The 14,088-nt window shown below is 45.6% G+C and carries 16 protein-coding genes; 6 read left to right on the top strand and 10 right to left on the bottom strand.

Annotated elements, in window-relative coordinates; all coding sequences use genetic code 11:
* Positions 1–11 precede the first annotated feature (11 nt).
* The 3 genes from rraA to efp form a co-directional block, all read right to left on the bottom strand.
* Entirely contained in the window at positions 12–533 is a 522-nt protein-coding gene (gene rraA / locus TW84_RS21940; RefSeq protein ID WP_045977740.1) for a ribonuclease E activity regulator RraA, read from the bottom strand.
* A gap of 76 nt (positions 534–609) precedes the next feature.
* Entirely contained in the window at positions 610–1,527 is a 918-nt protein-coding gene (locus TW84_RS21945; RefSeq protein WP_045977741.1) for a 1,4-dihydroxy-2-naphthoate polyprenyltransferase, read from the bottom strand.
* Positions 1,528–1,640: 113 nt separating this feature from the next.
* Positions 1,641–2,207 (bottom strand): elongation factor P, encoded by a 567-nt coding sequence (gene efp, locus TW84_RS21950; RefSeq protein ID WP_021458016.1) that lies wholly within the window; start codon positions 2,205–2,207, stop codon positions 1,641–1,643.
* A gap of 33 nt (positions 2,208–2,240) precedes the next feature.
* Between efp and epmB the strand changes: the two genes are divergently transcribed.
* Positions 2,241–3,263 (top strand): EF-P beta-lysylation protein EpmB, encoded by a 1,023-nt coding sequence (gene epmB / locus TW84_RS21955; protein WP_045977742.1) that lies wholly within the window; start codon positions 2,241–2,243, stop codon positions 3,261–3,263.
* Between the two features lie 178 nt (positions 3,264–3,441).
* Positions 3,442–3,951, top strand: a complete 510-nt coding sequence (locus TW84_RS21960; RefSeq protein ID WP_045977743.1) for an MgtC/SapB family protein — start codon at positions 3,442–3,444, stop codon at positions 3,949–3,951.
* A 48-nt stretch (positions 3,952–3,999) separates the two neighbouring features.
* Here the strand turns inward: TW84_RS21960 and pfkA are convergent, their stop codons facing one another.
* The 3 genes from pfkA to TW84_RS21975 form a co-directional block, all read right to left on the bottom strand.
* The gene (pfkA, locus tag TW84_RS21965) at positions 4,000–4,962 is read right to left on the bottom strand and encodes a 6-phosphofructokinase (protein WP_045977744.1); all 963 of its coding nucleotides are present in this window, start codon (positions 4,960–4,962) and stop codon (positions 4,000–4,002) included.
* A 287-nt stretch (positions 4,963–5,249) separates the two neighbouring features.
* Positions 5,250–6,158, bottom strand: a complete 909-nt coding sequence (gene fieF, locus TW84_RS21970) for a CDF family cation-efflux transporter FieF (protein ID WP_045977745.1) — start codon at positions 6,156–6,158, stop codon at positions 5,250–5,252.
* Between the two features lie 100 nt (positions 6,159–6,258).
* Positions 6,259–6,756: a CpxP family protein gene (locus TW84_RS21975; RefSeq protein ID WP_045977746.1), complete on the bottom strand. Its 498-nt coding sequence runs from the start codon at positions 6,754–6,756 to the stop codon at positions 6,259–6,261.
* Between the two features lie 189 nt (positions 6,757–6,945).
* Here TW84_RS21975 and TW84_RS21980 point away from each other — a divergent pair, with 189 nt between their 5' ends.
* The 4 genes from TW84_RS21980 (at position 6,946) to trmL (ending at position 10,270) form a co-directional block, all read left to right on the top strand.
* Positions 6,946–7,632 (top strand): response regulator, encoded by a 687-nt coding sequence (locus tag TW84_RS21980; RefSeq protein WP_045977747.1) that lies wholly within the window; start codon positions 6,946–6,948, stop codon positions 7,630–7,632.
* Positions 7,632–9,017, top strand: coding sequence for an envelope stress sensor histidine kinase CpxA (gene cpxA, locus TW84_RS21985; protein ID WP_045977748.1), 1,386 nt, complete (start codon positions 7,632–7,634; stop codon positions 9,015–9,017). The genes TW84_RS21980 and cpxA overlap by 1 nt, the downstream gene beginning before the upstream one ends.
* A 73-nt stretch (positions 9,018–9,090) precedes the next feature.
* Complete coding sequence (locus tag TW84_RS21990) at positions 9,091–9,708, top strand: superoxide dismutase (RefSeq protein ID WP_045977749.1); 618 nt, start codon at positions 9,091–9,093, stop codon at positions 9,706–9,708.
* 85 nt (positions 9,709–9,793) lie between these two features.
* Positions 9,794–10,270 carry a tRNA (uridine(34)/cytosine(34)/5-carboxymethylaminomethyluridine(34)-2'-O)-methyltransferase TrmL gene (gene trmL / locus TW84_RS21995; RefSeq protein ID WP_045977750.1) on the top strand — a complete coding sequence of 159 codons (477 nt, stop codon included), beginning with the start codon at positions 9,794–9,796 and terminating at the stop codon, positions 10,268–10,270.
* 318 nt (positions 10,271–10,588) lie between these two features.
* Here the strand turns inward: trmL and trpS are convergent, their stop codons facing one another.
* From trpS to TW84_RS22015, 4 genes are all read right to left on the bottom strand, one after another.
* On the bottom strand, positions 10,589–11,626 hold the full coding sequence (trpS, locus tag TW84_RS22000) for a tryptophan--tRNA ligase (RefSeq protein ID WP_045977751.1): 1,038 nt from the start codon (positions 11,624–11,626) through the stop codon (positions 10,589–10,591).
* 113 nt (positions 11,627–11,739) lie between these two features.
* Complete coding sequence (locus tag TW84_RS22005) at positions 11,740–12,420, bottom strand: phosphoglycolate phosphatase (RefSeq protein ID WP_045977752.1); 681 nt, start codon at positions 12,418–12,420, stop codon at positions 11,740–11,742.
* Between the two features lie 4 nt (positions 12,421–12,424).
* Entirely contained in the window at positions 12,425–13,096 is a 672-nt protein-coding gene (gene rpe / locus TW84_RS22010; protein WP_045977753.1) for a ribulose-phosphate 3-epimerase, read from the bottom strand.
* 102 nt (positions 13,097–13,198) lie between these two features.
* A complete protein-coding gene (locus tag TW84_RS22015) occupies positions 13,199–14,026 on the bottom strand; it encodes a Dam family site-specific DNA-(adenine-N6)-methyltransferase (RefSeq protein WP_045977754.1) in 828 nt (275 codons plus the stop codon).
* Positions 14,027–14,088: the final 62 nt, after the last annotated feature.

The following is a 14,088-nucleotide window of genomic DNA, read 5'->3' on the forward strand; positions in this document are numbered from 1 at the left end:
TTCTTTACCATTTAGTCGGCGATAAGCTCATCTTCTTCGTCGGTGTCGAGCTCAACATCCAATGGCTCTTGAGACAAGATAACACCAGTATTATCGGCGTAAAGGTAATCTTCGGGAATGAAAGTAACTCCCCCAAAATTGACGGGTATATCTACCTCGCCTACATTCTGCGATGCCGCTCCAACAGGAATTGAGGCCAAAGCTTGAATGCCGACATTCATGTCTTCGAGATCATCAACCTCACGCACACAGCCATAAACGATCAAACCTTCCCATTCGTTTTCTTCAGCCAGTGACGCCAGTTCTGCATCAATCAAAGCACGGCGTAATGAACCACCTCCATCAATTAGCAGAACACGACCTAGGCCATCTTGTTCGAGCACTTCCCGAATCAGACCGTTGTCTTCAAAACACTTCACCGTCGTGATTTGTCCAGCAAATGAGGCACTGCCACCAAAATTGCTAAACATAGGTTCTACTACATCCACTTGTTCTGAGTAAATATCACATAAAGCCGACGTATTGTATTCCATAGTGTTCCTTCCCATACGGTTCGTCATCTCCATCGAGTATATAGAGAGATCAAGTCATTGCAATGACAAGGCTCAATTAACTGGCCAGAGTTTGAGCTATAACCACCCCAGCAAACAACAAGTTAGTGACCAGAGAGCACTTCACAATAACTGGCATCATTGGGGCGATCTGCGCAGGCTGCTGTGCTTGCCATACGGCTTTGCCGTGTCTGTAAATCACGAATACGCTCAACAAAAACGGAACGCTCAGCCAGACAGACGCTGGCTGAAGCAGCAGGTACACAATAAACGCAAAGACAGCGCCAGCTAATAATAGCGCGTGATAATGCTTAGCATTTTTCTGCCCAAGACGAACGGCAACCGTGCGCTTTCCGCACTCTTCGTCGTTTTCAATATCCCGCATATTGTTGATGTTCAATACCGCGACTGCGAGTAAACCACAGCCTACTGAGGGCAAAACCAACAAAGGTGCAATAAGACCGGTGTGCAAAAAGAAGGTACCAGCTACACCAAGCAAACCAAAGAATATAAATACTGATATATCACCGAGCCCCACATAACCATAAGGCTTATTCCCGACCGTATAAGCGATAGCAGCAACGATAGCCAGTATACCTAAGCCAATAAAAGTCAGAATGCTTTGCAGACTATCGAGCGCGTAAAAAACCAAAGCTAGCCCAGCAATGATGGTCAAGCCAACATTAATCACAATCGCCAGCCTCATATTTGCCTGAGTCACTGCACCGGATTGTACAGCGCGCGTAGGGCCAAGGCGTTTGTCGTTGTCAGTGCCTTTTATCGCATCACCATAATCGTTCGCTAAGTTGGATAGGATCTGCAATAAGGTGGCCGTGACAAAGGCTAACAGGCCAATCACCCAAGAAAAATGATGAGTAGAATAGGCCAGCACACTACCGGTTAATATCGATACTAGTGCCAATGGCAGCGTTTTTGGTCGAGCGGCGTCGAGCCAGATACGTAAAGACTGTTTCATACTGACTAGTGTAGTCTCATTGTAGAGTACAAGAATTGTGGCACATCAAAGTTCACGTAGAAACAAAAAAGGCCACCGACGTGACCTTTTCTAAATCATGAGTAAGTTTACGCTTACTTAACGCGACCTACGTATTCACCAGAACGAGTGTCTACTTTGATCACTTCACCAATAGAGATGAACAGAGGTACTCGTACTACGGCACCTGTCGTTAGTGTTGCTGGCTTACCGCCCGTACCTTGCGTGTCACCCTTAAGGCCAGGATCAGTATCCGTTACTTCCAGCTCAACGAAGTTTGGTGGTGTCACAACAATAGGGTTGCCGTTCCAAAGAGTCAGCATACAAGAATCGTTCTCAACCAACCACTTCGCATTTTCGCCAACGGCTTTGACATCCGCTGCAATTTGTTCGAATGTTTCGTTGTTCATGAAGTGGTAGAATTCACCGTCGTTGTACAGGTAGTCCAGGTCGATATCCATGACGTCTGCAACTTCTACCGTGTCGCCTGACTTGAATGTCTTCTCTAGAACTTTGCCTGAAAGCAGTTTACGGATTTTAACGCGGTTAAATGCCTGACCTTTGCCTGGTTTTACATACTCGTTTTCGAGAATGACACAAGGCTCATTATCAAGCATAATTTTAAGACCGCCTTTGAATTCATTCGTGCTAACAGTAGCCATTTTTTCCTCTTACCATTCTTCGAGTTAAATTTAATGCCGCACATCATAACCCGAAAAGTCGAATCTGTTGAGCAAAACTGGCTCAAACAGCTAGCGAATGGGATCTCTGATCCTGAAAAACTTCTACTACAACTGGAAATTGATCCTTCTCCCTGGCAAGGCGGATTTGAAGCGCGCAAACTGTTCGCCCAACGAGTTCCACAAAGTTTTGTGGATCGAATGGAGAAAGGCAATCCATTGGATCCTTTGCTGCGTCAGGTTTTACCACTCTCAGAAGAGTTTGACGTACATTCTGGCTACTCTAATGATCCTTTGGAAGAACAGGACAACCAAATACCAGGTTTACTACACAAATACCGCAACCGAGCCTTGATGATCGTAAAAGGTGGTTGCGCGATCAATTGCCGCTATTGCTTTCGTCGTCACTTCCCTTACAGCGAAAACAAAGGCAGTAAATCGGTATGGGCTAAGAGCTTAGATTATATACGCCAACATCCAGAGCTGAATGAAATCATTCTTTCAGGAGGGGATCCTCTGATGGCAAAAGATGAGGAGCTGCGTTGGTTGATCGATCAAATAGCGGATATCCAACATATTAAGCGGCTGAGAATTCATTCTCGCTTGCCCGTTGTGATCCCAGACCGAATAACCACCTCGCTGGCTGAATTGCTTATGACGACCCGTTTGCAGGTGATTATGGTCATGCACATCAATCACGTCAATGAGATCAATCAGCAGCTGATAAATGCTTTAAGTACGCTAAAGCACTCGGGTGTGACTTTGCTAAACCAGGGCGTAATGCTTAAAGGCGTCAATGACAGCGTTGAGGCTCAAGTTGCGCTCAGCGAAGCACTATTCGATGCGGGTGTGCTGCCCTACTACATGCACGTATTGGATAAGGTGCAAGGTGCAGCGCACTTTTTTGTTTCAGACCAACAAGCTAAACAGATCATGGCAGGGGTCATTGAACGAGTGTCCGGCTATCTGGTCCCTAAATTAACCAGAGAAATCGGCGGTAGATCCAGCAAAACACCATTAGATCTGCATTTAGAATGATGGTGAAAAGCAAACTGGGTTTGCCCTCATTGATTAGGTTGGCATAGTTGTGGCGAGCGTACTTTGGTCGTAATAGGCTTGCCTTCAATCTGCTCACAGTTATTTATCCTAAAGATAAATATCTTTTGTTCGCCTAAACCGAAGCCACTCGGCATACTCCACGGTTTAGGAGAACACTATGCACATGTTACTAGATCCCTTGCTCGACCTAGGTCCATTTGATTGGAATGCCTTACTGTGCTGCGCGTTCAATGGCCTGCTAATTGGTGCCGAACGCCAGACACGAGGTAAACCTGTCGGGATCAGGACTTCCATTCTAATCATCGCTGGTACTTACCTTTTTATGTCGATGGCAGTCTCTCTTTCACCTAATACTTTAGATCAAGCACGGGTGCTAGGTCAGATCATTACCGGTGTTGGCTTCTTAGGCGCTGGTGTGATGATGACATTAGATGGCAAAATTCATGGCGTAACGTCGGCTGCCGTGATTTGGTTACTGGCAGCATTAGGACTAATGATTGGTCTCGGCTATTCGCAGCAATCTGTTGTTCTTACGGGACTAGCACTGGTTGTTCTGTTAGGAGTCGATAAAGCCGAGAATCGAATTAAAGCCTTACGTCGGGGTGTGCATCAGAAAATTCAGCAGCGCAAGCGTTCAAATGTCAGAAAGAAAAATGCTTCGAACTAAGCATAAAAAAACCACCCATTTGGGTGGTTTTTATCAATTCATTGCCGTTTAAAACAACTCTTCCGCAACTTTGTACAAGTCTTCACGTACAGGGCGCTGCATATTCTCAATGGCATCGATAATATCGTGGTGAACCAGCTGCTCTTTCTGGATACCGACACAACGACCGCCATGGCCATCCATAAGAAGATGAACGGCGTAGTTGCCCATACGAGATGCAAGAACACGGTCAAATGCCGTTGGGCGACCACCACGCTGGATGTGACCAAGAACCGTTGCACGAGTTTCGCGACCCGTTGCCGTTTCAATCTCTTTCGCCAGTTCGTTAGCATCCATCATCAGTTCAGTCAGTGCAATAATGGCGTGCTTCTTACCTTTTTTGATACCGTCCTGAATGTTGTTGATAAGTTTCTCTTTATCTAGACCAGTTTCAGGGGTGATGATGTACTCACAACCACCAGCAATCGCCGACATCAGAGTCAGGTCACCACAATGGCGGCCCATAATCTCAACAATAGAAATTCGCTGGTGAGAAGAAGAAGTGTCACGTAGGCGGTCAATGGCATCGATAACGGTATTCAAAGCGGTCAGGTAACCGATTGTGTAATCCGTACCAGCAATATCATTATCGATAGTGCCCGGTAAGCCAACGCATGGGTAACCCATTTCAGTCAGCTTCTTTGCTCCCATGTAAGAACCATCACCACCGACGACAACCAGCGCTTCGATACCATGCTTCTTCAGGTTTTCAATCGCTTTCTCACGAACAGCCACCTCTTTAAACTCAGGGAAACGAGCTGAGCCTAGGAAAGTACCGCCTTTGTTGATCACATCAGATACACTTGAACGATCAAGCTTCTCGATACGGTCTTCATAAAGGCCTAGGTACCCGTCATAAACGCCGTACACTTCTAAACCTTCCGATAGAGCTGTACGTACCACACCTCGAACTGCTGCGTTCATGCCTGGTGCGTCACCGCCACTTGTCAAAACACCGATCTTCTTAATCATGCTCACCCTCGATTTTTTTGGGAATCTTATTTCAACTTTTACGTCAGCAATTTACAAATAAATTCCCGACAAGATTCTTATAGCTGTGCAATATGTTACCTTGACGCCCAAGGAATACTACTTTTATTTGCACAGAATTATGTAACTTTTCTACTTATGTAAGAGTATTACAGCTTTGCGCTGCCACTGGTTTGATACATATCAGAATACCAACGAATTGTGCGCTCGATGAAAAGATAGACAATAAACGGCTCATTGTCGCTTGAGGTAATATCTCGAAAGCCACACTACCAATCTTGAGCCTTTTGATTTTTCTCCGGCCCGAGCACAACAGAATAGGGATCCTGATGGATAAGTACATCAGCATGTGGGAACAGATCCATCAGCCGACTCTCAACCAGATCAGAGATGCGATGCGCTTCAATCAGAGGAATCTGATCTTCGAGTTCTAAGTGCAACTGAATAAAGCGTGTCGGCCCCGACATACGGGTTCTTAGCTGGTGCACACCGAGAACTTCTTCGACAGATAAACAACACGCTCTGATTTGTTCCAACTCTTCATCCGGTAACTTTCGGTCCAGCAATGTCTGAATCGCTTCTCTAACCATTTGAACAGCACTATACAAAATGTATAGACCAATACCCACAGCAAACACAGCATCCGCTTGAGTAACCCCAAACCAACTCAGCCCTAATGCCAACATGATCGCTGCGTTCATGTATAAATCTGACTGATAATGCAAGGAGTCTGCAGCAATCGCCTGACTGCCGGTTTGTCTAACAACGTGTTTCTGGAACTGTACCAAAGCAAAAGTGACAGCAATGGCGAACATACTCACGTACACCCCGTACTCGGGAGATTGCAACTCATGAGGCCTGAAGAAACGCTCAATACCATTGAGGATCAAAAAGACGGCAGAGCCAGAAATAAACATCGCCTGAGCCAATGCAGCCAAAGACTCAGCTTTACCGTGGCCGTAGGTATGCTCCCTATCGGCTGGTTGGAGTGAATACCTGACAACAAAAAGGTTGACCAAAGACGCTGCAATATCAAGCATAGAGTCGATTAATGAAGCGAGTAAACTCACCGACCCCGTAACCCACCAAGCGGCCAGTTTTACCACCAGCAGTAAAGTGGCAACAATCGTAGCTGTCCAAGCAGCCAGTGTCACCAAACGTGCATATTCGTGTTTCATAAAGTAAAGCGTTTGAAAAACATTACCTTAAGTATAACGCGCCAATTGTTGAATAAAAATGATACAAAAAAGCGGCCCATCGGCCGCTGCTGTTATCGCTCTATGCTTCACTGTCACTTAGGCGTTCTTGCATCTTGTTGAACCGCTTTTCCGCCCGTTCTTTTTGCAGTTCTACGTATTTGGTTTTCTGTTCTGGAGTAAGGATACTCAGCATCTGATGTTGTTTTTCCAGCATTTTAACTTTACGTTCAGTCTGTTGTTCTACCATTTGCTTAGCCAGTTCATTCGCGGCTACCTGATCAAATGTATCTGCGAGTACCAAAGCTTGTAACTTTTCTTTGTTGGCTTGCATTTCAGCATGGTGAGCTTCGAAGTTTTGTTTAAACTCGGCTTTCATCTGTGTTTTAGACGTTTCACGCAACGCTTTTATTTGCTCTTTCTGTGCATCTGTTAAATCAAGCTGACGCATGATGCCGCGATCAAAACCAAACTCACCGTGAGAACCTTTTTTATGATCTTTAGCAGCGAAAGCACTCGCTGTACCCAGAGTCAGAGGAAGAATCATCGCCGCCAATAACAGTTTCTTTGCAGTTTTCATAATCGTACCTTTCATATCCAGAGGAATGGAATCAAGCTGTCTATACAGCGCTTGAGTGTAGAATACGAACTGCAACGTAAAGTGACGTCTAGAGAGCGTAAATAATCGTAAAGAGCAAAATTTAGACTAAAGCTCTCAAGGAATAATCAGTAATATTAGATTAACCGATAAGATTGAGAGATATATTCCATGACAAATATCCTATTGATTGACGACGACACCGAACTGACTGGTTTACTTAAAGAAGTACTGACGTTCGAAGGTTACAATGTATCTGAAGCCAATGACGGAGAAGCAGGACTTGCGGCGATTTGTGACGATATAGATTTAGTTCTGCTGGATGTCATGATGCCTAAACTCAACGGTATGGAAACCCTCAAACGCCTACGAGAAAACTGGCAGACTCCAGTATTGATGTTGACAGCAAAAGGTGAAGAAATAGATAGAGTGATTGGATTAGAGCTCGGAGCTGACGATTACTTGCCAAAACCTTTCAGCGATCGTGAACTGCTGGCCCGCATCCGCGCAATATTGCGTCGTACGCAAACAAAAAGCGTGGCTAAAAATAGCGACTGTGTTCATTATCAGGACATCAAAATTTATCCCGGTAAGCAGGAAGCGTATTGTCAGGAACAATACTTAGAGCTAACCACTACGGAGTTTGCGCTGCTTAGTCACTTCGTTCAGCATCCAGGAGAAACCTTGACCAAAGAAACTCTGAGTTTAGATGTTCTGGGTAAACGCCTAGCCGCTTTTGACCGCGCCATAGATATGCATGTTTCAAATCTGAGGAAAAAACTACCGGACCGTCAAGATGGTAAATCACGAATCAAAACCTTGCGCGGACGAGGTTATTTGTTAGTTGAGGAAGATTAATGCGTCTACCTAAGATCACTAGCCTTTACGGACGTATCTTCGCCATTTTTTGGTTTACCATGTTTCTCGTTCTGATCGCTGTGTTGTCTCTACCTCATCTAGACCCAAGAAAATCAAGAGATATACCCGCAGAACATTACAAAAAGCTGTTAGCAACCAAGACAAAGATCGAGCAGCGCTTTGCTGGCGAAACAGATCTACGCCGGATTATATTCTATTTAGAAGGGCGTAAGCGTCCTCCAAGAGATCCTCGCCCACACTTTGTCTTAACGGATCTAGAAGGCAATATTCTGACCACTCGCGATCGTAAAGACTTCAAGCTCAAAGCGGTGCAAAATTTTATTACCAGTATCGAAGATCCTGAGTATCCAAAACAGAAACTCTATGGACACTACATGGTTGCAGGGCCATTACCAATCACACTGGCTCAGAAGGATCTGTTGATGTACATAGGCGTCAAATGGAATCAACCCTCTCCTTTCCTGATTCGACTGTTTGATAAACCTTTCCAGTTACTGCTTGCCGTGATGCTGGTCAGTACACCTTTGTTATTGTGGCTTGCATGGGCGCTGAGCCAGCCAGCAAGAAAGCTAGAACTCGCCGCTAAACGCGTAGCAAATGGAGAATTCAGTGTTGATCCACAGCTGGAGAAAGGCACCTCCGAATTTCGCCAAGCGGGTAAAAGTTTTAACCAGATGGTTGAGGCAGTAAACCAGATGATTTCAGGTCAGCAACGCTTACTGTCTGATATTTCACACGAGCTTCGCTCGCCATTAACACGCTTACGAATGGCCACCGCTCTTGCTGCTCGAAAACAAGGAGAAAGCCCTGAGCTCACTCGGATTGACACTGAAGCACAAAGACTGGAACAGATGATTGGGGAATTGTTAGAGCTGTCACGCATGCAGGTCGATAGCCATGTCGAACGCGAGCAGCAACCTATTATCAGCTTATGGGAGGCCATTCTTTCTGATGCCCAATTTGAAGCAGAACAGATGAATAAATCATTCCGCTATGATGATATTCCTGAGCGCACAATTTCAGGGAACCCCAAATTGCTCATGAGTGCTGTAGACAATATTGTTCGCAATGCTATTTACTATGGCAAAGATGTTATTCAAGTGTCGCTCAACGTCCAGACAGATCAACTCACTATTGCCGTCGATGACAATGGAGAAGGTGTGCCTGAACATGAACTCGAAGCGATTTTCCGACCTTTTTACCGCGTTTCAACCGCACGAGATCGTCACAGTGGAGGCACGGGATTAGGGTTAGCCATTACCGAAAACGCAATCCGCCAGCACAGCGGAACTATTCGTGCTTTACGCAGCCAGCTTGGTGGGCTTCGTGTAGAGGTGATCCTGCCGCTGACACCAGAGCAATAACCTTATAAAAATACAGTTGATAATGGATCTTATTATCATTTAAAGTAAATCCTTCAATTACGGAGGATTTACTATGTCTCATACTTTCCCAGAGTTGCCTTACGCTTACGACTCACTAGAACCTTATATTGATGCCAAAACCATGGAAGTCCATTACAGTAAGCATCACCGCACTTACTTTGATAAGTTTGTAACAGCGGTCAAAGGGACTGAACTGGAAAATGCCTCACTGAAAGATATCTTTGCCAACATCTCCAAATATTCTCCCGCCGTCCGTAACAATGGCGGTGGTTACTACAACCATATCCTTTACTGGAATTGTATGTCCCCTGATGCCGGTGGCGAGCCGACTGGTGAGTTAGCTAAACAAATCAACGCCACCTTCGGAAACTTCGAACAGTTTAAATCTCTGTTCTCTGAGGCAGCAATCAATACATTTGGTTCTGGTTTTGCCTGGCTAGTTGTGAAAGACGGCAAGCTACACATTGCATCCACCAGCAATCAGGACAACCCTTTAATGGATGTTGCGAGCGTTCAAGGTGAGCCTATTTTGGCGCTGGATGTATGGGAACACGCTTACTATATTAGCTATCAAAATCGTCGACCTGAATACATTGACGCTTGGTGGAATGTAGTGAACTGGGATGTTGTCAGTGAAAACTATGCCATTGCGTTAGCTCAAAACGCTTAAAAAAACGCACTACTTCATACTTGGCGGCATTTGAAAGCCGCCTTATACTGCTTAGCTTCCAAGCAAATGATAAGAAGTTAACGCTATGTTCGATATCGCCCTCTATGAGCCTGAAATTGCCCCAAATACAGGTAACATCATTCGCCTATGTGCCAATTGCGGTGCCAATTTGCATCTCATCGAGCCACTAGGATTTGATCTAGAAGAGAAAAAAGTACGCCGCGCTGGCTTGGACTATCACGACCTTGCACGTGTCACTCGTCATAAGAATTATCAGGCGTTTGTCGAGTATCTAGAAAGAGAGCGCGATAACTATCGTATCTTCGCTTGCACAACAAAAACCACGGGGCACCACGTTGATGCCAATTTCCAGAAAGGTGACGTACTGCTGTTTGGCCCTGAAACTCGGGGGCTGCCCGCTGAATTGATTGAAAGCATGCCGATGGCGCAGCGGATCCGCATTCCTATGATGCCGGACGCTCGCAGCCTGAACTTATCTAACGCAGTCGCTATTATTGCTTTTGAAGCTTGGCGCCAGATGGGATTTGAAGGTGCACAGTAGCCAAAGCAAACGCTTCGTTAGGGATATGGGATGCGGGAAACGGGATATGGGAACGGACTTCGTCCTACGGATAACTGGATAACTAACTTAGCGTTTTTCAACAACCCGAATGAGTCACTGGTTTGTTTTTCTAACGCTCAATATCGCTTTCCCTAAGCAAGGTGTTCCATAGGGCGCAGTCCGTTCCGTCATCCAAAGCAAAGCATTTCAAATCGATCAAAAAAGCCGATGCTCTTGCATCGGCTTTTACAACTCTAGCTATCTAGTTTTCTAGTAGCGCAGCGTTCCATAAGACGAAGTCCGTTCTCTGCCCTACCCCTACGGGCGAGTAACAAAACCGACAGCTTGATACGCTTTTTTCAGTGTTTCTGCGGCGCGAGCAGACGCTTTCTCGGCCCCTTGCTTCATCACACTGTCCATATAAGTGCGATCCTCACGGATACGATGGTATTCAGCTTGGATAGGCTCCAGCATAGCCACAACAGCTTCGCCAACTTCTTTCTTAAATGGACCGTACATCTCTACGCCTTTGTATTGCGCTTCGATCTCTTCAAAGCTCTTACCTGTTGCAGCCGAGTAAAGACCCATTAGATTAGAGATGCCCGCTTTGTTGTCCCAATCATGGGCAATGCGTGGTGGCGTTTCTGCATCTGTCTGAGCTTTGTTTATCTTCTTGATGATCGATTTCGGCTCTTCAAGCAGGGTAATGACATTCTTACGGTTATCGTCTGATTTTGACATCTTCTTCGTCGCGTCCTGAAGACTCATAACACGTGCATTCACAGTCGGAATGTACGGTTCTGGTACTTGGAAGATTGGCTGTTCTGGCGAGTAAATATTGTTGAATCGATTAGCGATATCACGAGCTAGCTCAAGGTGCTGTTTCTGGTCACTACCCACTGGTACTTGGTGTGCGCCGTATAGCAGGATGTCTGCTGCCATTAGCACTGGGTAGTCGAACAAGCCAACGTTCACGTCACCAAACTGGCTTGAGCTGTCTTTCGAATAACGAGCAGATTTATCTTTAAACTGAGTCATACGGCTCAGCTCGCCCATTTGGGTGTAACAGTTAAGAAGCCAACCAAGTTGAGCATGCTCTGGTACGTGTGACTGAACAAATAGCGTGCTCTTTTGTGGATCAACGCCAACTGCCAAACAGATTGCTAATGCGTCTAGAGTCGCTTCATGCAGCGCTTTCGGATCTTGCCGAACCGTGATCGCGTGAAGGTCTACAACACAATATTGGCAATCGTAATCGTCTTGCATCTGTTGCCATTGACGTAGAGCACCCAAGTAGTTACCGATACTTAGTTCACCTGATGGTTGAACACCACTCAATACAATGGGTTTGCTCATGGGAATAGTTCCTCTGACTTCTTATCTAAAAATGAAAAAACCGTGTGGGTTCTGGCCACACGGTTTACTCAGTGTACTCATTAACAAGTATTTTGGAAGATCTTTTGTTATGACTATGCGGAAACCGCGACCACATCGACTAGATCTGCGATGGTGTCTGCAACAAAATCTGGTTGTGACTGAGAAATTGGTTCACCATGATTGTAACCGTAAGTCAGACCAAACGATTGGCAGCCCGCATTTTTTGCCGCTTTGATGTCGTTGCTAGAATCACCTACCATCAGCATCTCTTGTGGCTGACAACCATGCTTATCAAGCAGCCAATTCAATGCTATTGGGTTGGGTTTTTTTTCTAGGAAAGTATCACCACCAATCACGTCAACAAAATACTTATCAATGCCGTGTTTAACTAAAACATCAGGCACAAACTTAGAAGGTTTGTTGGTAACCAGCGCCATGATAAAGCCCAATTTGTGCAGCTCTGCCAAGGTTTCTTTAACCGCAGGATAAAGGTGGCTGAGCTTGTGTCCGCTTTGCTCGTAATAGTCATCAAATAGAACACGAGCTTTGGCATGCAGTTCTGGATCCAAGTCGGGCGATACTGTTAGGCTGCGACTCAGCGAACGCCCAATAAGTACATCAGCGCCGTTACCGACGTAATCCCGCACCTGCTCTTCTGTTACTGCCGGGTAACCGAGTGCTTGTACAGCTTGGTCGGCAGCCACTGCTAGATCAGGCACGCTATCCAATAACGTCCCATCCAAGTCAAACGCGATAAGTTTAATATTGCTCATTAAATTACTCTGCCTTTGCTAATTCAGCACGCATTTGGTCGATGACTTCTTTGTAGTCAGCTTGGTTGAAGATCGCGGAACCAGCCACAAACATATCGGCACCGGCTTCAGCTATCTCTTTGATGTTTTCGACCTTAACACCGCCATCAATTTCCAGACGAATATCGCGCCCCGACTCATCAATCATTTTACGCACGGCACGCAACTTATCTAACGTTTTAGGAATGAAAGACTGTCCACCAAAACCAGGGTTCACTGACATCAGTAGGATCATATCAATCTTATCCATGATGAATTCCAGATGAGATAGCGGTGTCGCGGGGTTTAACACTACACCGGCTTTACACCCATGCTCTTTGATCAATTGCAGTGTACGGTCTACGTGCTCAGACGCTTCAATATGGAAAGTGATCATCGATGCGCCCGCTTTGGCGAAGTCTGGAATGATACGATCGACTGGTTTCACCATCAGGTGAACATCAATTGGTGCAGTAATACCGTAATCGCGCAACGCCTGGCAAATAGGCGCACCGAAAGTCAGGTTAGGTACGTAGTGGTTATCCATTACGTCAAAATGAACCACATCGGCTCCGGCTGCGAGTACTTTTTCCACGTCTTCGCCTAGACGAGCCATATCTGCAGACAAAATCGATGGCGCGATAAGGAAATCTTTCATACCTGACCTCTAGAATAAATTGGGCAAAACGACTGAATATACGTTGAGCGCAATTCTACCTAAGCTAAACGCCAGAAGATAGTTGAGAAAAGAGAAATGTCGTTAACAATGGTCTTGATGCTTAAACAATGCCAACAGTTCGTCTACTTTGTTACGACCAGCACCATTGCGACTGATTGTACGCTTAACCTTGACCACATTGAGCTCAGCTCCATGGTATAGACGGCGTGTCAACGTCGTATCATGGTTGGATATCAACACAGGGATATTGCGCTCTTTAGCCGCCTTTTCGGCAACATCGGCTAAGGCAGCTTGATCATCCAAAGTAAAGCCATTACCTGCGTATGAGGTAAAGTTGGCGGTATTCGAGAGCGGCGCATATGGCGGGTCACAATAAACGACACTCCCTTTACGAGCACGCTTGAAAGTATCAGTATAACTCTCGCATACAAACGTCGCTTTCTTGGCTTTCTGAGCGAAGCACTCTAGCTCAGCCTGAGGAAAATATGGCTTTTTGTATGAACCGAAAGGCACGTTGAAACCACCCTTTTTGTTATAACGACAAAGACCATTAAACCCAAAACGATTCATGTAAAGAAATGCCAACGAACGATACATCACATCATCGGTGCCATTAAACTCGGCTCGAATAGACAAGTAAGCCTCTTTGCGATTGTTCTCTGGTACGAACCATCGTTTGGCCTCAGAAATATATTCGTCTGGCTTTTCTTTGAGTAAGTTATAGAGATTAATCAGATCAGGATTAATATCAGCGAGAAGATACTGCTCGTAGTCAGTATTGAGAAATACGGAGCCAGCACCAACGAACGGTTCAACCAGCTTACGGCCTTCGGGCAAGTATCGCTGGATATCTTCGACAAGTCCGTATTTTCCACCTGCCCATTTAAGGAAGGCACGCTGCTTCTTCATCTAGTGCTCTATCTATCAACCACAAATTAAGGCTGCGGAATGTAACATATTTTCCCGCTAAG

The sequence above is a fragment of the Vibrio neptunius genome, from assembly GCF_000967495.1.
Lineage (GTDB): Bacteria > Pseudomonadota > Gammaproteobacteria > Enterobacterales > Vibrionaceae > Vibrio > Vibrio neptunius.

Bases quoted from the DNA above. Each gene is read 5' to 3' on its own strand.
- TW84_RS21990 (WP_045977749.1), top strand. From the start codon at position 9,091: ATGTCTCATACTTTCCCAGAGTTGCCTTACGCTTACGACTCACTAGAA.
- rpe (WP_045977753.1), bottom strand. From the start codon at position 13,096: ATGAAAGATTTCCTTATCGCGCCATCGATTTTGTCTGCAGATATGGCT.
- trpS (WP_045977751.1), bottom strand. From the start codon at position 11,626: ATGAGCAAACCCATTGTATTGAGTGGTGTTCAACCATCAGGTGAACTA.
- efp (WP_021458016.1), bottom strand. From the start codon at position 2,207: ATGGCTACTGTTAGCACGAATGAATTCAAAGGCGGTCTTAAAATTATG.
- cpxA (WP_045977748.1), top strand. From the start codon at position 7,632: ATGCGTCTACCTAAGATCACTAGCCTTTACGGACGTATCTTCGCCATT.
- fieF (WP_045977745.1), bottom strand. From the start codon at position 6,158: ATGAAACACGAATATGCACGTTTGGTGACACTGGCTGCTTGGACAGCT.
- TW84_RS21975 (WP_045977746.1), bottom strand. From the start codon at position 6,756: ATGAAAACTGCAAAGAAACTGTTATTGGCGGCGATGATTCTTCCTCTG.
- epmB (WP_045977742.1), top strand. From the start codon at position 2,241: ATGCCGCACATCATAACCCGAAAAGTCGAATCTGTTGAGCAAAACTGG.
- rraA (WP_045977740.1), bottom strand. From the start codon at position 533: ATGGAATACAATACGTCGGCTTTATGTGATATTTACTCAGAACAAGTG.
- pfkA (WP_045977744.1), bottom strand. From the start codon at position 4,962: ATGATTAAGAAGATCGGTGTTTTGACAAGTGGCGGTGACGCACCAGGC.
- TW84_RS21980 (WP_045977747.1), top strand. From the start codon at position 6,946: ATGACAAATATCCTATTGATTGACGACGACACCGAACTGACTGGTTTA.
- TW84_RS21960 (WP_045977743.1), top strand. From the start codon at position 3,442: ATGCACATGTTACTAGATCCCTTGCTCGACCTAGGTCCATTTGATTGG.
- TW84_RS22015 (WP_045977754.1), bottom strand. From the start codon at position 14,026: ATGAAGAAGCAGCGTGCCTTCCTTAAATGGGCAGGTGGAAAATACGGA.
- TW84_RS21945 (WP_045977741.1), bottom strand. From the start codon at position 1,527: ATGAAACAGTCTTTACGTATCTGGCTCGACGCCGCTCGACCAAAAACG.
- trmL (WP_045977750.1), top strand. From the start codon at position 9,794: ATGTTCGATATCGCCCTCTATGAGCCTGAAATTGCCCCAAATACAGGT.
- TW84_RS22005 (WP_045977752.1), bottom strand. From the start codon at position 12,420: ATGAGCAATATTAAACTTATCGCGTTTGACTTGGATGGGACGTTATTG.